Origin of the sequence: uncultured Methanobrevibacter sp. (genome assembly GCF_902801725.1) — an archaeon.
Classification (GTDB): domain Archaea; phylum Methanobacteriota; class Methanobacteria; order Methanobacteriales; family Methanobacteriaceae; genus Methanocatella.
Genome location: NZ_CADCJB010000030.1, coordinates 1 through 18,894, shown reverse-complemented (window position 1 = coordinate 18,894; position 18,894 = coordinate 1). Strand labels below are relative to the sequence as shown.

General features: G+C 34.6%; 18 protein-coding genes, 2 tRNA genes and 1 pseudogene. 2 read left to right on the top strand and 19 right to left on the bottom strand.

All coding sequences use genetic code 11. The annotated features are described in order from the left end of the window. The 7 genes from QZV68_RS07475 to tgtA form a co-directional block, all read right to left on the bottom strand. The coding region (locus QZV68_RS07475) for a DUF1848 family protein (protein WP_296880089.1) at positions 1 to 254 on the bottom strand (254 nt) is incomplete at its 3' end. 467 nt (positions 255 to 721) lie between these two features. Then, the gene (locus QZV68_RS07470) at positions 722 to 1,879 is read right to left on the bottom strand and encodes a thiolase domain-containing protein (RefSeq protein ID WP_296880087.1); all 1,158 of its coding nucleotides are present in this window, start codon (positions 1,877 to 1,879) and stop codon (positions 722 to 724) included. 12 nt (positions 1,880 to 1,891) lie between these two features. Then, positions 1,892 to 2,929: a hydroxymethylglutaryl-CoA synthase gene (locus QZV68_RS07465; protein WP_296880085.1), complete on the bottom strand. Its 1,038-nt coding sequence runs from the start codon at positions 2,927 to 2,929 to the stop codon at positions 1,892 to 1,894. A gap of 143 nt (positions 2,930 to 3,072) precedes the next feature. Continuing rightward, positions 3,073 to 3,146 (bottom strand) — tRNA-Gly (locus tag QZV68_RS07460). 8 nt (positions 3,147 to 3,154) lie between these two features. Continuing rightward, positions 3,155 to 3,228 (bottom strand) — tRNA-Gly (locus QZV68_RS07455). A 91-nt stretch (positions 3,229 to 3,319) separates the two neighbouring features. After that, positions 3,320 to 3,988 (bottom strand): class I SAM-dependent methyltransferase, encoded by a 669-nt coding sequence (locus QZV68_RS07450; protein ID WP_296880083.1) that lies wholly within the window; start codon positions 3,986 to 3,988, stop codon positions 3,320 to 3,322. An 8-nt stretch (positions 3,989 to 3,996) separates the two neighbouring features. Beyond that, positions 3,997 to 5,976, bottom strand: coding sequence for a tRNA guanosine(15) transglycosylase TgtA (gene tgtA, locus QZV68_RS07445; RefSeq protein WP_296880081.1), 1,980 nt, complete (start codon positions 5,974 to 5,976; stop codon positions 3,997 to 3,999). 271 nt (positions 5,977 to 6,247) lie between these two features. Between tgtA and QZV68_RS07440 the strand changes: the two genes are divergently transcribed. Next, the gene (locus tag QZV68_RS07440) at positions 6,248 to 7,471 is read left to right on the top strand and encodes an MnmC family methyltransferase (protein WP_296880079.1); all 1,224 of its coding nucleotides are present in this window, start codon (positions 6,248 to 6,250) and stop codon (positions 7,469 to 7,471) included. Here the strand turns inward: QZV68_RS07440 and QZV68_RS07435 are convergent. From QZV68_RS07435 to QZV68_RS07400, 8 genes are all read right to left on the bottom strand, one after another. Further along, positions 7,456 to 9,342, bottom strand: a complete 1,887-nt coding sequence (locus tag QZV68_RS07435; RefSeq protein ID WP_296880077.1) for a collagen binding domain-containing protein — start codon at positions 9,340 to 9,342, stop codon at positions 7,456 to 7,458. The genes QZV68_RS07440 and QZV68_RS07435 overlap by 16 nt on opposite strands. Positions 9,343 to 9,727: 385 nt before the next feature. After that, on the bottom strand, positions 9,728 to 11,512 hold the full coding sequence (gene glmS, locus QZV68_RS07430; protein WP_296880075.1) for a glutamine--fructose-6-phosphate transaminase (isomerizing): 1,785 nt from the start codon (positions 11,510 to 11,512) through the stop codon (positions 9,728 to 9,730). 4 nt (positions 11,513 to 11,516) lie between these two features. After that, positions 11,517 to 12,233: a uroporphyrinogen-III C-methyltransferase gene (gene cobA, locus QZV68_RS07425; RefSeq protein WP_296880073.1), complete on the bottom strand. Its 717-nt coding sequence runs from the start codon at positions 12,231 to 12,233 to the stop codon at positions 11,517 to 11,519. Between the two features lie 9 nt (positions 12,234 to 12,242). Beyond that, positions 12,243 to 12,887 (bottom strand): phosphoribosylformylglycinamidine synthase subunit PurQ, encoded by a 645-nt coding sequence (gene purQ / locus QZV68_RS07420; RefSeq protein ID WP_296880071.1) that lies wholly within the window; start codon positions 12,885 to 12,887, stop codon positions 12,243 to 12,245. Between the two features lie 10 nt (positions 12,888 to 12,897). Next, on the bottom strand, positions 12,898 to 13,164 hold the full coding sequence (gene purS / locus QZV68_RS07415) for a phosphoribosylformylglycinamidine synthase subunit PurS (protein ID WP_067043304.1): 267 nt from the start codon (positions 13,162 to 13,164) through the stop codon (positions 12,898 to 12,900). Further along, positions 13,165 to 13,893 (bottom strand): phosphoribosylaminoimidazolesuccinocarboxamide synthase, encoded by a 729-nt coding sequence (purC, locus tag QZV68_RS07410; protein ID WP_296880066.1) that lies wholly within the window; start codon positions 13,891 to 13,893, stop codon positions 13,165 to 13,167. 92 nt (positions 13,894 to 13,985) lie between these two features. Continuing rightward, on the bottom strand, positions 13,986 to 14,270 hold the full coding sequence (locus tag QZV68_RS07405) for a hypothetical protein (RefSeq protein WP_296880064.1): 285 nt from the start codon (positions 14,268 to 14,270) through the stop codon (positions 13,986 to 13,988). Next, a complete protein-coding gene (locus tag QZV68_RS07400; protein WP_296880062.1) occupies positions 14,267 to 14,590 on the bottom strand; it encodes a hypothetical protein in 324 nt (107 codons plus the stop codon). The genes QZV68_RS07405 and QZV68_RS07400 overlap by 4 nt, the downstream gene beginning before the upstream one ends. 98 nt (positions 14,591 to 14,688) lie before the next feature. Between QZV68_RS07400 and QZV68_RS07395 the strand changes: the two genes are divergently transcribed. After that, positions 14,689 to 14,898 (top strand): hypothetical protein, encoded by a 210-nt coding sequence (locus tag QZV68_RS07395; RefSeq protein WP_296880060.1) that lies wholly within the window; start codon positions 14,689 to 14,691, stop codon positions 14,896 to 14,898. A gap of 90 nt (positions 14,899 to 14,988) precedes the next feature. Here the strand turns inward: QZV68_RS07395 and QZV68_RS07390 are convergent, their stop codons facing one another. From QZV68_RS07390 to QZV68_RS07375, 4 genes and pseudogenes are all read right to left on the bottom strand, one after another. Continuing rightward, a complete protein-coding gene (locus QZV68_RS07390; protein ID WP_296880059.1) occupies positions 14,989 to 16,476 on the bottom strand; it encodes a sodium-dependent transporter in 1,488 nt (495 codons plus the stop codon). A 155-nt stretch (positions 16,477 to 16,631) separates the two neighbouring features. After that, positions 16,632 to 17,687, bottom strand: a complete 1,056-nt coding sequence (locus QZV68_RS07385; protein ID WP_296880057.1) for a UPF0104 family protein — start codon at positions 17,685 to 17,687, stop codon at positions 16,632 to 16,634. Positions 17,688 to 17,725: 38 nt separating this feature from the next. Then, complete coding sequence (locus QZV68_RS07380) at positions 17,726 to 18,499, bottom strand: phosphorylcholine transferase LicD (protein WP_296880055.1); 774 nt, start codon at positions 18,497 to 18,499, stop codon at positions 17,726 to 17,728. Between the two features lie 68 nt (positions 18,500 to 18,567). Next, positions 18,568 to 18,894: pseudogene (locus QZV68_RS07375) on the bottom strand (glycerol-3-phosphate cytidylyltransferase); the annotation flags it as partial.

The following is an 18,894-nucleotide window of genomic DNA, read 5'->3' as shown; positions in this document are numbered from 1 at the left end:
CCGTATGCAGTAATCGTGTAGTTGCACAAAATATTGTACTTTTCATCAATGACACCTATATGTTTCAGTATAGGTTGGTAGTTCTTGGAGCAGAACAGAAGACAATCAACATCTTCAGGCTTTAAGCTTAACTTATAAACATTCTCCCTAACAAATGGATTTCTTGAATACACATATCCTTCTTCAAGTCTGTTCAGTAGCCATGGAGTGTAGTAGTTCACTATATCTGTTCTTCCACCGACATTTATTATCATGTTATCACTTATTATACCTTAAACACTTGCATTAACAATTTCTGTATTTTCCTTTGAAGACATTTAAATTATTTCCAATAGCTTTTTCAAGTACCTGCTGAGTCATGCAACCGGACGAGTCAAATCCGAACCGGTCAAATAATGTGCCTCAACACATGTTTTCATTTAGATACCATATTGACCTGTAATTTTTGAGAACTTTTCACCAATAATAAAACCAAAACTATTCATATTCAGACCGTTTATCCAAATTCCCGACTAATGGCTTGGGGTTTTTAGTGCAAAAGCAAAGGCAATCAACAGTTTTTGGGATTGAAATAATATTTATAAATTAGATTGTTATAGATGTTTTTGCTTAGAACAAAACCTTCCTCAATTCTGTTCAAGAACCATTTATGAAAAAAACAGGAATATCAGTTCTTGACCTGTATTGAGTATCATAAAAAAAAAGAAAAGGTAAAAGAGATTTATAAATCTCTTCCGAAAATATGTACCGCTGCAGTACCACCGGTTCCACCAATGTTGTGGGTCATACCTATTTCTGCACCGTCAACCTGACGTCCGCCAGCTTCTCCTCTGAGTTGCCATACCACTTCAGCGGCTTGAGCAATACCTGTTGCACCTAATGGGTGTCCACGTGCTTTAAGACCACCGGAAGTGTTGATTGGGAAATCACCATCAATTTCAGTTTGACCTTCTTCAATAGCTATTCCACCTTTACCTTTCTCAGCAAATCCTAAATCCTCTACTGCTAAAAGTCCATTAATGGAGAAACAGTCATGCACTTCAGTTAAATCAATATCTTTTGTTGTTACTCCAGCCATTTCATAAGCTTTTCTGGATGCAACTTTTGTAGATTCAATGGTAGTGATATCTTTTCTATCGTGCAATGTTAATGTTCCAGAAGCCTGTGTGGAAGCCTTTACATAAATTGGAGTATCAGTATACTTTTTAGCATCTTCAGCAGGAACCAATACAACAGCAGCTGCTCCGTCAGTTACCGGAGAGCAGTCTAGAAGAGTTAATGGATCTGCCACCATAGTGGAATTCAATACTTTATCAACACTGATTTCAAATGGGAATTGAGCATTAGGGTTTTTGGCTGCATTTTTATGGTTTACAACAGAAAATTGTGCCAATTGTTCACGAGTTGTACCATATTCATACATGTGCCTTTTTGCAATCATTGCATATAATGATGGAAAAGTTGCTCCTTGTTGTGCTTCCCATTCCTGATCTGATGCAGTAGCAATAGCTGGAGTAGCATCAACGACATCAGTCATTTTTTCCACACCTGCAGAAATTACCACATCATGGAAACCTGATGCAACTGCCATGATTCCTTGTCTTAAAGCAAGCCCTCCTGATGCACAAGCAGCTTCAACTCTTGTAGCTGGAATTGGATTAAGTCCTACATGGTCAGAAATAAGTGCTGCAATGTGTTCTTGTTCTACAAATAGTCCAGAAGACATATTTCCAACAAACATTGCTTCAATATCGTCACCACCAATACTGGCATCCACGATAGCTTTTAAACCAGCTTCAGCAATCAAATCCCTGAAGGAAGAATCCCATAATTCACCAAATTTTGTTTGTGAAACTCCGATAATCGCAACATCTCTCATATTTAAGCCCCCTTACATTTTAATTTTACCTTTGAATTTAGCATAAATAGCATAATCAACGTATGTTTTATCATCAATAATATCCTGTGTTTTTGGAGCCAATTCTCTTCTTTCTACAATTTCATCTTTAACAGTTATTGAGAATCCATCACTTCCAGCACCGGAACCATATGAAACAACAAATATTTTATCTCCAGGTTCAGCTACATCCAAGATATTTGATAAAGCCAATGGTACAGCTCCAGAATAGGTGTTTCCAATATTTGGAGTTAAAAGTCCTTGTTTGATTTGTTCTGAACTGAAACCTAATTTTTTACCTGCCCTTAAGTAGAATTTACCATTAGGCTGATGGAAACATGCATAATCATAATCTTCAGGTTTTGTATCAGTTTCATCAAATAACATTTTTGCAGTACTTAAAACGTGTTTGAAGTAAGCAGGTTCTCCTGTAAAACGACCACCATGAGATGGGTAGTTTTGGCCTTCCCTTCTGTAAAAGTCAGGAGTATCAGTTGTGAAACTGCAAGTATGATTAATATCCGCAATTGTATTATCTTTACCTATAATATATGCTGCACCACCTGCAGATGCAGTGTATTCTAATGCATCACCAGGAGCACCCTGTGAAGTATCAGCACCAATAGCTAACCCATATTCAATCATTCCAGATTCAACAAGACCCATAGTCATTTGAATTCCTGCAGTTCCAGCTTTACATGCAAATTCCAAATCAGCTGCAGTCAATTTTGGAGTTGCACAGACTGCTTCAGCAACAATTGAAGCTGTTGGTTTAACTGCATACGGATGAGATTCCGAACCAACATAAACTGCTCCAATTTTACTTGGATCAATTTGAGCTCTTGCTAGAGCATATCTAGCAGCAGTTACTGCAATAGTCGCAGTATCTTCATCAGCGGAAGGAACGGATTTTTCATTAACAACCAACCCATTTGATAAAGCTACAGGGTCATCTCCCCATACTTTTGCTATTTCTTCTACCTTAATTCTATATGACGGCACATGTGCCCCATATCCTACTATTCCTACCATTAAATCACCTTAAATCATAATATTTAAAGACATTAAAAATCAATTTAATTATTAATATTTTATATTTATTATTATATAAAAGTAACTAAAAAATAGCCATTTTTTAAACAAAACAAGAATTTAAAAAAAGAATTTATTCGAGATGCAGTCGCCGGGATTCGAACCCGGGTTGTAGGCTTGGAAGGCCCAAGTAATAACCAGACTATACCACGACTGCATAAAAAATGCGGCGTCCGGGATTTGAACCCGGGTCTCTAACGTGGCAGGCTAGAGTCTTAACCAGGCTGGACTAACACCGCATGAAAACTAACAACAAATAAACTTATGTTTTGATACTATATAAAACTTTCGATTTCCGAAGAAATATCATGAAAATAATAAAAAATATGATTAAATCTTACGGGCAGTTACGCAAATCCAATCATTTTCATCATCTACATAAGCTTTGAAATCTTTAAAGCCTGTCTTTTCGAGAGATTCTTTTAAAACATCTTCAGAATAAATCTTCATGTCCAAAAGTTCCACAAGACCATCATATTTTTCCATTTCACCTTCCCTGTAAACGGCTTCATTACAGAAAAATACTAATCCGTCCTTTTTAAGAACCCTATTAACTTCTTTTAAATCATTGATAAAATCAGGCCAGAAATAAATTGTTTCAAATCCGGTTACAATGTCAAAGGTCTCATCGTAAAATGGCATTTCCGAAACTGATCCCTGTAAAACATTGACAGTTCCCCTGTCAATAGCTTCCTGATTCAGTTTTGTGGATTTTTCAACACTCACTTCAGAATAATCAATTCCAACAACCCTTCCATTTTCAGATATCTGGTCTGCAAATCTCTGAATATTTCTTCCCCCTCCACAGCCTATATCAAGGATTTTACTGTCTTCACTTATTTCAAAGTGAGTTACTCCCCATTGGGCCATTGATTCGTGTGACTCATTCATCCTGTCCAATATTTTGTGCCCCAATTTGCCGACCGGTTTGCGGGCATTTTTTATAAGTTCCCTATCTTCAACGTTGTGACCTGTGTTAACCTTATTGTCATCTACCATTTAATCACCTATTTTTTCATTCCTTTACGAGTCTTTATAGCCTGCCCAGTTTTAAATTCCTTTATTTCGCAAGCTCCAAGCAAGGCTTTTCCATATGCCAATAGCTTATCTTCCTCATTGACTATTAAAACTTCATCTTTAGATCTTATATTGTCATCACAGTCAACTACAAATTTGCAGAACACACTTTTTCCGTCAAGGGCAAATGGCTCTGAATCCTTATTGACAACAACTCTATTTTCAGGATATGGCATTGCATTATGCAATCTTTTAGCACCTTCCTTTGATAAAACTAGATATGAATCAGAAGCCCTCATATTTACAATAAGCACTTTTCCGTCATATATATGTCTGATTTTACCTGTTTTTTTACTTTTTTCTATCTTAATATTGCCGGAAAACAGCGCATCCCCTGCTCCGACACCAAACTGATAATCTGCAATTGCCTTGATTTTCTTAATGTCATCCTTTTTATATCTTATCTCATCAGAACCTATGCATTTATTATAAAGGCCTATTTCCAAATCGTTGATGACTCTTGAGTGTATCAGAACCTGCTCATAATATTCGACAAATTCATTAAGGAAATCCTCAACAAATTCAATAGCATCCACATCACGAGTTTTAGGAGCATCATTTTGACTTAACGGATATAATTCATCAATTTCAAGAGGTATCAATCCGAACGGCACATCCAAAACCATAAAGTCTGTGTTGTCCAAATCAATTTCCTGTTCTGCCCCATAGATATAGAACTCTCCAAGCTTTCCTGAGACGAATTTGGAGTAAGGCTTTCTTGTTGGAGGCAAAATCACAAGGTCTCTTTTTTTAGGCATTTCCCTCAATTTTTGCATATGCCTCAATACTTCGCTTCTGCACAATGATTCAGGACCTGTGTAGAAGAATGCTGATTTTTTGCTTCTGGGATCATACTTTTCCAAATCGACAGAATAATTTCCAAGCTGCCTTACAGCTTCAAGAAGTGCTGGATGAGCACGGCATCTCTCTTCAACAAGCTCCATCAAACTTCCTTCATATATAGCCTGCCTAATCAATCTCAACTCTGCAAATGAAACATGCAAATTATGTTGGGCAATCAGATCCCTTCTCTTCTCTTTCGGCATTGCCCTCAAATCATCAGGAGTGTATTTGGTGCACACCTCACAGGAACACGGCATTTCTTGCAGATTTTCCAATTTGTAGGTTCCTCTTGTGGACAAAAGCCTGTCATCTTCAGCATACAATATGTAAGCCGCTGAGTCAAATAGGTCACATCCCATCGCTACGCACAATGCAAATATCATCGGATGGCCTGCTCCCATCAGGTGGCGGGCAGTGCTGTCAGGCAGTTCCTTCATGGAATTCATCACAACATCAACCAAATCCTTATAATGATATGATTCCATCAGAGGAACAACAGCACCTATTGGATACAAATCCGCATCAAGCTTAGACAGTTCATGAGCACATTTTCTCCTCAAATCAAGAAATGTTGACCCCTGAACTACTGAATTCAAAAGCATCTCCATATTTTGTTCTTTTTTAAATTCAACTGCTTCATGTGCTCTTTCAAGAGTGATTTCCAAATCGCTTTCAGCCTTTTCACGCTCAACAAAAGGTGCTGTAGGAATATCCAAACTTGTTCCAATGTCTGTTTTAATCAATTCCTGAAATTCAATGACTTCCTTGTTGGTAATTTCCACATCACCATATACTGAAAGCTGAAATGAACCTGAATCTGTCATGATCGGGCCGTCAAAGTGAATCAATTCATGCAATCCTTTCTCAACAGCCTCTTTTTTTAATTCTTCATCCTTATAAATTAGATATGCATTGGTAATTACAATATCTGCACCATATTTGCCTACATCTATTGCTTGTTTTCTTGGGTGAATAACTGGCATTAATGCAGGAGTTTTTACCTGCCCGTGTTTAGTCTTTAAAACACCAACCCTACCCATGTTGTCTTTAGCTTTGATTTCAAACATTTATTTTACCTTACCCTATCGATTTTAAATAATTTCAATAAAAAATACAATTTTAAGTTTTAATAAAAAAATTGCCTCAAAAATAAATAATTCGAAGCATTGATATTATCTAAATTAAGTTTAAATTAGAAATTATATAAATTTTGCTTATTTACCAAATTAAAAATAGCATCAAAATATTAAAAAATGCTTTTAGGATTAGATTGCAATCGGAATATGAAAATTAAAAAATCAATAAATATTAAAAAAAACAAATTTTCAACTAGATAAAATGAATTATGAAGAAAATGCTAGAATAATTAATGACGATATCTTTGATTTGGTGAATTCATGTTTTGACCAAGAAAAAAGTAGTCGAAATAATGAAGGTAGAGTTAATTTTTTTGATACTTACAAAGATTATTTTGTTTTAACAGATGATGGATCCTATTCTATTAAATCAAAAGAAATAAATCATAAAGTTGAAACGTTACATACATCTACCGGTGCAATAAGTGAGTCATTTGAGAAATTTATTCGTCCGATGAAATTCAATTATGATGACGACATCGCCATATTAGATATCTGTGCAGGATTGGGCTACAACACATCAGCCGCAATAGCTGAATTTTTGGATAACAGCACTGATTCAAATTTAACAGTAGACATGGTGGAAATATCCCATGCCACACTTGCATGCGGACTTTTAGTACCATCACCAATCAAAGAGCACGACATTACCAAAAAAGCTATTGAAAATGAACTGATTGCACAGGATTATGCAACATTAAATCTGGAAACCTACGAAATTCCGGATAACATAGACATTAATGTCTACATTGAAGATGCAAGGCAAACCGTTCAAAGGCTTGAAAGCAACACTTACGATGCCATATTCCTGGATCCGTTTTCACAGAATATGGCTCCGGAATTATTTTCACTTGAATTTTTTAAGCAATTCCGACGAGTTATAAAGGACAATGGAATTGTAGCGACCTATACTTCATCCGCACCTGTAAGGGACGCATTCATCGAAGCTGATTTCTATATAGGCCAGGGCCCGATCTTCGGAAGAAAGCAGGGAGGGACACTTGCCAGCCCGAATCCGTTGATGCTCGATACATCACTTCCGAAAAATGATGAAATAAGAATTGCTCTGTCAGATGTTGGAATTCCATTCAGGGACCCTAACCTGAACAGCGACAGCGACTACATTCTGGAAAAAAGAACTGAAGAAAGACACAATGCACGCCACAACACCAGAATTTCATCAGCAGTCAAAACCCCTATTTTTTTAGCATGCGAAATGGATGATGAAAAGCTGAAAAGGCGCGTGGAACGTAATTTAGCAAAAATGAATATCCCTTCAACAACTTCCAATGAAGCTTACTACATTGTCGAGTGTGAAAACAATTATTCCAAAAAACAGGACGAAAAAAACAATTCAAGAAATAGAATATTAGATATGAAAGAAAAATTAAAAAAAGTTAAATCAGGAAATTATGATAACACATAATTTCCGCTTTTTAAAGCATATGCATCTTCTTTTGAGGTCTTTTGAGGACCCATTAATACTTTTAAATACATTGGATTACTCCAAACATGTTCATGTCCGAATACTGAGAAATCACAGTCACAATCATCACAGAAAATATTTCCTTCAGCACTACCGGTTTCATATCTTCCTGTAGCCGGGAAAATTCCTCCGTCACGGTATTCATTACCTGCCCAGAAGATATCCCAATAAAGATTATGGCCTCCACAGTATGGACAGGTTCTTTCGAACAATGTTCTGTAGAATGTATATCCATATTTGGATTCTTCACCGACAGCAGATGGTCTTCCAACAACCAGAAGTGTCTTACCGTCTTCAGAAACCCCGTATTTATTATATTTTGTACCTGTTATAGGACCATAAACATTCACATTCCTAGTTATGGAATAGCCTGTATTCAAATCCTTACAGGTAATCTGATATCTACCTTCTTTTAATGTGAAGGTAATGCTTGCAACACCTTTGACATTTGTTTTAACATTATATGTTTTGCCGTTAAGTGTCATTTGCATTTTTGTGTTCTTTGCAAGACTACCGTCTTCTTTCAACAGGGTAGCTGTGTATGTTGTTTCAGAGTCTTCATATGTATTTTTATGATAAGCCCTTATTGTAGGAGCTTTAACATATACTTTTGTATTAATTGAATATCCAGTGTATGGATCATGTGATATGAATGTATAAGTTCCTTTAGCCAGCTTGAAATTGAAACTGGCAATACCATTGGCATTTGTCTTGGCCACTTTTTCAGAGTCCTTGATATAAACATATACATTGGCATTTTTAACCAGTTGTCCGTTCTTATAAAGCTTTACTTTGAATGTAGCTGTCTTATCTGAAAAGGTATTTACTCTGCTTGCATACAATGTGGATCGAATAGTAATCTTTTTAGACATTTTTTGACCAGTTGCAGAGTTGATTGAAACAATCTTGTATGTGCCTGGCTTCAATGAAATTGATAATGAAGCTACACCTTTAGAATTGGTTTTCACATCATAATACTTTCCATCAATATAAAAGGAAACATAACTATTTGCAAGCAGTTTTCCATTTTTGCCGTAAAATGTCGCTGCGAATTTTTTAGAATCCTTATAATATTTCTCAATATCTGATGCAACAACAGAATTCCTTATGATAATCTTTTTAGATAAGGAATATCCATTCGGATGGATAGCATATATGGTATGAGTACCAACTTTTAAGGAAACTACACCCAATCTGGCAATACCATTTGCATTTGTCTTTCGGACATATGTCTTGCCATTTATCTTGAACTTTACATCAGTATTTTTTAAGGGATTGCCTTTACCGTCTAAAAATTTTGCATTGAACATTGCGTTACTCTTATATGTTGTAGTCAAGTCTTTAGCGATAACTACAGGCAATACCTGAATCTTATTCTTAATGTTGATTTTATCATAGCTTGTAGAAACTACATAATTTCCATCTTTCAGATTGATAGGAATTGAAACTCTTCCATAATTGTTGGTAAGCTTATTATAGGAAACACCGTTAAGCTTAATGGATAGTGATGCATTCTTTACAGGCTGTGAGTCTTTTGACAAAGTGACCACATACGAAGACCCGTTTTTATAATACATCTTCAAGTCATTTCCATTCAATACATAATCTCCGTTCGTAGTTTCAAGATCATTATCAGTAACTTTAAGATTATTATCAGAAGAAATATCTTGAACTACACCCGAAGGAGGTTCTTCGTCTACTTCTCCAACAGCCATGTCATCAGTAGAATTGGATTCCGCAGCCGCAACAGCTGAAATTGATAACATGAAAATTAGAGTTACTAAAAATAATTTTACTTTTTTATTAAACATAACGTTAACTCCATCTAACATTTGTTCGTAATGTATTTTATTACACTTTTCTTATAAAAAGCTTTTGATTATGAAAAAAAGCATAAATAAGCCTAATTTATAAAAAATAAGCATAAATATCATTATAAATAAAACAAATAGCTTAAAATAGTTGAAATTATTATCAAAAGACAAATTTTATGTAAAAATCATATAATCAATTCTAATATTACTGAAAAAAAGTTATAAAAATAAATTAATCTTAAAATCAAAAATAAAGCTAAAATTTTGACCCCATATAATTAAAACAGAATATAAAGATTTAATAATAAAAAATAATTAATTATAAGTACTTAATTTAAAATTAAAGAAAAAAATAAAGAAATGATAAGATTTTTAAAAAATCTTATTCTACAGTCACACATTTTGCCAAATTCTTAGGTTTATCAGGGTCATGACCCTTTTCAACTGTAATGTAATATGCGATAAGTTGCAATGGGACAATATAAACCAGCGGTGCAATTATTTCCTTAACATCCGCATTGATTGAAATTACATCATCGGCTTTTGCCTTTAATGATTCATCATCGGCAGAACCTATGGCCAAAACATTAGCTCCACGAGATTTTACTTCCTCTAAATTGCTCATTGTCTTTCTGTAATTGTCCCCAGGAGGAATAATTACCACAACAGGAATTCCTTCATCAATCAAAGCCAAAGGACCATGTTTAAGTTCACCTGCAGCATATCCTTCACCGTGAATATATGTAATTTCCTTAAGCTTTAAAGCCCCTTCCAAAGCTGTAGGGTAAGAATATCCCCTTCCAAGATAAAAGAAATCACGAGCATAATTATACCTTTTAGAAAGATTCTCAATATCATCTATGTTTTCAAGAGCCTCGTCAATAAATTCCGGAACCTTTTCTATTTCTTTTAAAAGTTCAACATTTTTAGACAGCAATGCTGCAAACAGGTAGATTGAAGTCAATTGAGCAACATATGTCTTTGTCGCAGCCACACCGATTTCAGGACCTGCCTGAGTTTGAATTACATATTGAGCCCTTCTGGTAATGGATGAACCTGCAACATTAACTATTCCCAGAGTTTTAGATGTTTGATTTGCAACATCCAATGCCTTGAGTGAATCTGCAGTTTCACCGGACTGTGAAATAAATATCACCAAAGTCTTATCATTTAAGGTATTTGCAGAATATTTAAATTCAGAAGCAAGAATAACATCAGTAGGAACACCAGCCAGTGACTCTATCAAATATTTTCCGGTCAATGAAGCATGGTAGGAAGTTCCGCATGCAACAAAGCATATCCTTTGAATTTCATCAATGTCATCAATGATTTCCTGAATATTTTCTTTTTGGGTCAATGTATTTCTGACCGCAGTTGCCTGCTCGTTAATTTCCTTAATCATGAAATGGTCATATCCTTCTTTTTCAGCCATTTCAGGTGTCCAGTTAATTGTATCTATTTCCTTATTGACCACATTATCAAATTCATCATGAACTACAACGCCGTCCTTATCCAGAATAACAATCTCTCCCCTTTCAGGATAGATGATATCCCTTGCATATTTCAGGATAGCCGGAGAATCGGAAGCAAGGTAATAACCCTCTTCACCAATCCCAACAATCAACGGTGAGTCTTTTCGTGTTGCAACTATCTTATCAGGTTCGTTTATACTGATAGCTGCAATAGCATAAGCGCCTTCAATAATGTCAATTGTCTTTCTTACCGCATGTTCAAGATCAAATTTCTCACTCATAAACTTCTGAATCAGATGAGGAATAACCTCAGTGTCAGTATCTGATTTGAAAACATGACCTTCAAGAGTTAGTTTTTCCTTAATTTCCAAATAGTTTTCAATAATACCATTATGAACAACAGCAATGCCGTTGTCTTCATCAACATGAGGATGTGAATTTAATTTTGACGGGTCCCCGTGTGTTGCCCAACGGACATGAGCAATACCGAAATTTCCCGGCATATCAGTCAAATCCAATTTTTTGTTTACTTCATCAATTTTTCCCTTATCTTTTTTAATGTGGATAGCCCCATCATCAAATGTGGCCAAACCAATTGAATCATATCCCCTATATTCTAATTTTGAAATACAATCAAAAAGGATAGATGCAACTTCTTTATCTTCTTTTAATATACAACCTACAATTCCACACATCTAATCACCTTTGATAATCGTAAATGTCTCTATAAAGGTTTACAACATCACCAATTATTAAAATAGCTGGAGTGTTGATTTTTTTATCTGAAATATCTCCCAATGTTCCAAACACTACATTTTCATCAGGAAGTGTGCCGCTTTCAACTACACAAACAGGAGTGTCGGCGGAACGATATTTCATTATTTCACTAGTATTTTCTTTGATATTTCCAATTCCCATTAAAATAATTAAAGTATCAGCAGTATAATCCCAGTGAACCTGGCTTTCCGCCTTTGTCGGGTCTTCATGCCCGGTAACAATAGTCACTGATGTTGCTACTGCCCTATGAGTTACAGGCAGTCCCAGAGAAGTTGGTGCTCCAATAGCTGAGGTTACGCCCGGAATTACTTCAAATTTGATATCATGTTCCATCAAAGCCAATATTTCCTCTCCGCCACGACCAAATACGAAAGGATCTCCTCCTTTTAGCCGGACAACATTTTCATGCTTTTGAGCCTGATCAATAATCAGTTCATTAATTTGATCCTGTGTTTTATAATGCTCTCCTGCTTTTTTACCAACATAAATCTTTTCGGCATCATCAGGAGCGTGCACCAATATTTCTTCATTTGCCAGATAATCATATAAAACAACATCAGCCTTATTTAATGCTTTGACTGCCTTAAGAGTTATTAGGTCAGCATCTCCGGGACCTGCACCAATCAAATAAACTACCATTTTATCACTTTATAAAAATCCTTTAAAAAAGTTCAAACCATCATCTGAACCGAACAGTTCTTCGCAAGCCCTTTCAGGATGAGGCATCATTGCACATACAAGGCCTGACTCATCGCATACGCTGGTAATTGCTTCCATTGATCCGTTAGGATTTTTTCCTTCAAACTGCAATACGATTTGGTCCTGATCTTTTAACAAATCAATGTCTTCTGTATAGAATCTTCCTTCTGCATGTGCGATTGGGAGTTTGATTGTCTGGTTTGTTTTGAATGCTTTTGTAAATGGTGTTCTGTTGGTTGCAACTTTCAGGTCAACCCATTCGCAGTTGAATTTAGGATATTCATTTGTAATGAAAATTCCTGGAACAAGACCTATTTCACCTAAAATTTGTGCTCCGTTACAGATTCCCAAAACCGGCTTTTCTTCTTTAACCAAATTTTTGATTCCATCAATTACCGGTGTGATGGAAGCCATTGCACCTGCCCTTAGGTAATCACCATATGAAAATCCTCCAGGAATAACGATACCGTCATAATCAGTTAGGTTTTCTTCGCTCCACCAGATGTATTCAGGAGATAAGCCTGCCAGTTCAATAGCCTGTGCAACATCCCTGTCACAGTTGGTTCCCGGAAATCTAATTACTCCAATTTTCATTTGAATCCCCCTATTTACCACATGCCATGTTCTGTGGAATAACATTAATTTTATAATCGTGAATTACAGGATTACAGAGCAATCTTTCACACATGTCAACAACATTTTCTCTGATTGCTTCCCTGTCTTCACCTTCCATTTGGAATTTGATGATTTCAACAGTTTTTACATTGTTTACATCATATCCAAGCAATTCCAGAGATCTTTCAATAGTTGTTGCTTCAGGGTTTAACATACCGCTTTTAAGAGAAATCTTTACTTCAATATCGAATAACATTTAAATCACCTTTTCTTCATCAGGAATAATTCTATTATACACTTCAATGTATGCTTCCATAACTTCATCGTCTTTTCCTTTTCTAAACAGTTCCTTATCCAACATTTCCAATGTTTCGCTATCCCATAATCTGCATCCGTCAGGAGATATTTCATCACCCAAAAGAATGTTTCCATCCTTATCCTTACCGAATTCAACTTTATAGTCAACCAGAATAATTCCTGCATCTTCAAAGAATTTGGTTAAAACATCATTGATTTTCAAAGCTTTTTCAGTTAAGATATCGATTTCATCCTGGGTAGCTATGCCTAACGCCTTTATAATGGAATCATTAAGCATCGGATCATGATATTCATCATCTTTAAAATCCATCTGTACAATTGGAGGATTCAATTTAGTACCATCAGCAATTGGATATTTACGAACTAAACTACCTGTAGCAATGTTTCTAACAATTACTTCAATCGGAATCATCTCAAGTTTTTTTGCAAGCATGACATTTGGTTCTGGCAAGTCAATGAACTGAGTTGCAATGCCGTTTTCTTCAAGGACTTTGAATATTTTTGTAGAAATAATGGCATTGTAAGCCCCTTTATTGTTCATAACTTCTTTTCTTGCTCCGTCACCAGCAGTCATATCATCCCTAAACTCGATAATGACTTCATCTTCTCTATCGGTAGTAAATACACTTTTTACTTTTCCACCGTTAATTAACTCTTTTTTGTCCATGATATCAACAAAATTATTAAATTATTATAATATAATTTTTGATTAAAATATTATATAAAAGTAGTTAAAAAAATTTAAAAAAAAGATAGCAGTTATAAATTATTAATATATTTTACATCACCCTGACTTTGACCAAATTTCATCCCATTCAAATTGCCGTTCGGCAACTCTGACATGATGACAACAGGATATTCATCCCCCGGCCTTATAAACATTTGATGAGTGACGTTTTGACGTGTTTTAACTGCTATTTTATAATTATTGTCTGTTTTTGAGAAGTCCCCATCCAAGAAGACTTCATTGAAGGATTGTTCTAAAAGATAATCCGGAAGATTATCTTCAATATCAAAATGGTTAAGCAAATCCTTTAAGATCAATCAAAATCCCCTTTGTTCAATTTTGATTGATCTGATTCATAGGAAGAACCAATCAATTCACCAGTTTTAGAATCGAACTGACGGAAACCTCCGTCCCCATAGGAAACTTCACGGTAGGAACCGGTTCCAGCCTGACCATTTTCTTTAACTTCTTCTTTGACAATATCAGAAGATCCAACATTACTTACTTTATCTTTAATTTTAGAATCGACATTATCCATATTAACACCTAATTCATCCATAAAAGTATATGCTATAGCACCACCGACAAGCAGCACTGCGACAAGAATACCCAAAACAATTACAATAAAGCTTTTCATATTCTCACCTCTTTAAACTTTTCAATTACATTATGATGATTGCTATTAAAATACTTTTCTATTAAGTTATATATACAAAAAAATGAATAATATATACTATGGATTTAAAAAATACCACAATACTTCTCATATTTCTGTTATGCATAGTAGGTCTGATAGCTGGAGTATACTATACCGAAGCCAATGAACCTGTTAAAAATGCCAAAAATTATGATGAAGTTGTTAAAGTAGACAATAATGGAACAATCACCATTCATCTTGAAAAAAAAGACAATGAAAGCAATATGATTAATAAATTCTTTACATGATTTTATTCAGACACTGCTTTTGAATTTTAAATTCACATCATTAATCTGAAATTTTAAAAAAAAAGAAATGGTTAAAAATTAACCATTCAATTAAACTCTTTCTTCAGTTTTATCCCAGTCAGGATTTTTAGAAGGCAATACTGTAAATATTACAGTTGCAATCAATAAAATAGCTGCAGTGAGAGCTGTAAATACCAGCTGATCAAATGTCGCAGTTTGGATTACATCATTCAATCCACCAATCCAGATAATTGCAATGAAAACTGGAAGAATAAATTTGACAATTACAAGCCACCATTTACCCAATTTAATCGTTTTACTTCTTGAATTTAAAAAGCCAATTAGCTTTTCAGCTTTAAATATCCATGCAAATATTATACACTCAAGAATAATACCGAACAACAGTGCAATCTGATTGATGAAGGTATCCACAAATCCTAAAACGTTTCCACCATATGCAGTAGCATAAATCATAGATAATGCTGCACCAACAATAATCAGTATTGTCATTGCCTTAGATCTTGAATATCCAAACTTGTTTTGAATTGAAAATGACAACGGTTCGACTGTTGATAAAATACTTGTCAGTCCTGCAAGATAAACTGTCAAAAAGAACAACGGTCCCAATATATAAGCCCATTGGCCAAGCACATTAAACACTGTAGGATATACTACAAATACAAGGCCTGTTCCCTGAGTTACGAGGTCAGCCACAGCAGTTCCTGACTGCATTGACATGTATCCCAAAATTGAAAATACACCCAAAGCCGCAAAGTTTTCGAAAAGTGAATTAGCAAGGGCAATTGATATTGTATTAGTAATAAGATCCGCATCATCCTTGGTATAGCTTGCATAAGTAAATGCGATTGACATTCCCAGACTTAAAGAGAACACAATCTGTCCAAACGCAGCCATCCAAATTTCAAAATGGCCTAGAAGTGACCAATTCGGATTGAACAATTCAGAAAGACCTATTGAAGCCCCCGGCAAAGTCAGTGAAACTCCAACAATTATAACCATAATGACAAACAATGCAGGCACTAAAACCTTTGAAACCTTACCAAGGCCTTCTTCAAGGTCCCTGTGAGATACAAACCAAATAATTACCCAACCCACAAGCATTGCAACAGCAATGATTGGAATGAAAGTCAGCAGACCAGACACTGAATCTGTTGAATGAAGAAGAGTATTTGCAAAGAATGTATCGGGATTTGCTCCCCATCCTTTGGAGAAACTCAAAATCATATAGATTCCATCCCATCCAAGAATAGCTGAGTAATAAATCATAATAATAAATACTGCAACCGGCAAAAGCCAGCCTAAAAATTCCCAATTGGAGTGAATACTTCTAATCGCCTTTGGAAAAGAAGACTTAAAATCATATCCTACACCATACTCCAGAATCAAAAAAGGAATACCCATCAAAAGGATAGCAACAATATAAGGGATGTAGAATGCTCCCCCACCATTGGAGTAAAGCACATAAGGATATCTCCAAATGTTTCCAAGTCCAACGGCAGAACCAATCATTGCAAGTATGAATGAAAGGTTGCTGCCCCATTCGTTTTTATCTGCCATAATTTTCATTTTCCCATATTTATACTAAATAATTTGTAGTTAAAAACTTAAATAAGTTTAGATTTAACAAAATATGAAAATTATTAAGAAAAAATGTAAAATAAAGAACAAAATAAGAAAAAATAATGAAAATTTTATACAGAAATTATGAAAAATTAATCTTCATTGCCTGTTGAATTATCAAGCTGTTCGGCTGATGAACTGACGGAAATCTTTTCCAAAACTGATGAACCATAATAAGGAAGGATTACCAAACCAATAATTGTAGCCATCCAGAATGAAATCAGCCTTTCAATCAATGTTACTGGTCCTGCAAGTGAAAGTGAAACGCCTGCTTTTGAATAAAAACCAATCATTATACCATCAACAGCCCCAAGACCACCTGGAAGAAGTGGAATCATACCGACAAGAGATGCAATAATAAATACTTCACCAATGACAATCACGTTCAAAGAAGCCCCAAATGCCAAAAATACTATATAAACCCTCAAAATTTCGAAAATCCAAATTACAAAAGACAATGGAATTGTATAATACAGAAGCTTCTTGTTTAAAAGCAATAAAGACATGGTTTTCTGAAAACCGAAGATATTGTCATGAATGCTTTTTTCCAAATCTTCAGAACTTTTTTTATAGAATCTGTTAACGATTCTGAAAATAAATTTCTCAAGACGGTTTCCAAAGCCAGGATTTATGCATAAATAGATAAGAATTCCCAGAACCACAAGAATTCCAATTACAGACAATACCAATACAACAACCAGCCATGTAGGAATTTCAAAGTACAAAAGCATTGCTACAATGGTTATCGCTGCAAGAACAATGAAAGGGAATGTATCCAAAACCCTATCGGCCACAACGCCTGCGAAGGTATCCTTCAAATCATAGCCACACTCCCTAGACAGAATATAAGCCCTTACAGGTTCTCCACCTCCACGACCGGAAGGAGTGATGTTGTTGACAGCAAGCCCAACCATCATCATAGGAAGCAGCTTTCTGAAGCTGGCCTCAATATTTACAGAATCATTGACCAGTTTCCAGCGCAAAGTATATAAAAAGTAAGTAAAAATCTGTATAAGAATAGCTAAAGCTATTAAACTTAAGTTAGCGGTTTTTAAAGCGCTTATAATATTTTCAATTCCAATGAAATGGAACATCACTATTAAAATTAGAAAACTTACTATAATGAAAATGGCAGATTTTTTATCCATAATTAAAATCAATCATTTATTAGTTAAATAGTTATTTGTTAATATTTTCCAAAATCAATTTCATTTAATATATGACAATACTGTTCATCTTCAGGAGGAAGTTCCATATAATCCCCATAAATTGGAATCAGAGTATTACCATCATTATTTGGAATATAAAATATTGAATCCTCAAATTTAACCTTTTTTGGAGGTTTATAATCATCTCTCTTAAAAACAACTCTTTCCCTTAATGTTAAATCTGTGACAAATTGGCCACTGTCTGATTTTTCATATTTTCTGAATAGTTTAGGAATCCTTTTTTGAAAGTAATTTGGATTTAATTTAATAAAATTTAACAATGCATGAATAATATTAAGTATTAAATTAATAATTTTAGGATAATTATCAAATCTCAATACTGAAATCGCATGCAATCTAGTTACAATGAAACAATATTGGATGAATAACCATCTTTTTATTTTATTATCAGGCAAAACATCCAAAATAAAAAGATCTATATGAATTCCCAATTTGAAAGAAACTTGATTGTCCCAATACTCAGCCCAATACGTTCCATTTAAAGACATTCTTCCAAATTCAAAACAGTATTCCTGATTATATCTTGGGTCAAAAATTGTATATTTATCATTGGGATGCTCTTCCATGACTTTTAAAAATTTTTCATAATCTTCACGAAAAATCATTATGTCAATATCATCATCCCAAGGGATAAAACCTTGATGTCTAATAGCACCTATTTGAGTCCCAAAAATTAAATAGTATTCAATATCATTTTCCTCACAGATTTTAACAAAATCTTTTAAAATCATTAATTCAACATCCTGAAGATGAGAAAGAATGTCTCCCTGAAGAATATTATCCATTTTATCGCCAATTATTATTTGATGAAATTAACATCCTTATTTTCAAAGTCTTCAATAATTTTACAAATTGCTTTTGAAACATCATAATCAATATATGCATTATTTCTATTTAATTCAATGGATTTAGCAAAAGCTACAAGCTCATATCTTATTCCTTCACCATCTAATTGATAGAAATATTTTTTATTATCTTCTTGATTTTCAAATCTTAATTCAAAATAATCTGTTTTCCACCATGGAGCAGGAACATAAGCATAACCTTCAGTTCCAGAAATTATTAATTCACCTTCAGATTTTACACCATTAGCAACTTTTATTGAAGCAACAGCATTTTCATATTG

Bases quoted from the DNA above. Each gene is read 5' to 3' on its own strand.
- purQ (WP_296880071.1), bottom strand. From the start codon at position 12,887: ATGAAAATTGGAGTAATTAGATTTCCGGGAACCAACTGTGACAGGGAT.
- glmS (WP_296880075.1), bottom strand. From the start codon at position 11,512: ATGTGTGGAATTGTAGGTTGTATATTAAAAGAAGATAAAGAAGTTGCA.
- QZV68_RS07465 (WP_296880085.1), bottom strand. From the start codon at position 2,929: ATGGTAGGAATAGTAGGATATGGGGCACATGTGCCGTCATATAGAATT.
- QZV68_RS07470 (WP_296880087.1), bottom strand. From the start codon at position 1,879: ATGAGAGATGTTGCGATTATCGGAGTTTCACAAACAAAATTTGGTGAA.
- QZV68_RS07390 (WP_296880059.1), bottom strand. From the start codon at position 16,476: ATGGCAGATAAAAACGAATGGGGCAGCAACCTTTCATTCATACTTGCA.
- QZV68_RS07435 (WP_296880077.1), bottom strand. From the start codon at position 9,342: ATGTTTAATAAAAAAGTAAAATTATTTTTAGTAACTCTAATTTTCATG.
- QZV68_RS07450 (WP_296880083.1), bottom strand. From the start codon at position 3,988: ATGGTAGATGACAATAAGGTTAACACAGGTCACAACGTTGAAGATAGG.
- tgtA (WP_296880081.1), bottom strand. From the start codon at position 5,976: ATGTTTGAAATCAAAGCTAAAGACAACATGGGTAGGGTTGGTGTTTTA.
- QZV68_RS07400 (WP_296880062.1), bottom strand. From the start codon at position 14,590: ATGAAAAGCTTTATTGTAATTGTTTTGGGTATTCTTGTCGCAGTGCTG.
- QZV68_RS07395 (WP_296880060.1), top strand. From the start codon at position 14,689: ATGGATTTAAAAAATACCACAATACTTCTCATATTTCTGTTATGCATA.
- QZV68_RS07385 (WP_296880057.1), bottom strand. From the start codon at position 17,687: ATGGATAAAAAATCTGCCATTTTCATTATAGTAAGTTTTCTAATTTTA.
- QZV68_RS07380 (WP_296880055.1), bottom strand. From the start codon at position 18,499: ATGATTTTAAAAGATTTTGTTAAAATCTGTGAGGAAAATGATATTGAA.
- purS (WP_067043304.1), bottom strand. From the start codon at position 13,164: ATGTTATTCGATATTGAAGTAAAGATTTCTCTTAAAAGCGGTATGTTA.
- purC (WP_296880066.1), bottom strand. From the start codon at position 13,893: ATGGACAAAAAAGAGTTAATTAACGGTGGAAAAGTAAAAAGTGTATTT.
- cobA (WP_296880073.1), bottom strand. From the start codon at position 12,233: ATGGTAGTTTATTTGATTGGTGCAGGTCCCGGAGATGCTGACCTAATA.
- QZV68_RS07440 (WP_296880079.1), top strand. From the start codon at position 6,248: ATGAATTATGAAGAAAATGCTAGAATAATTAATGACGATATCTTTGAT.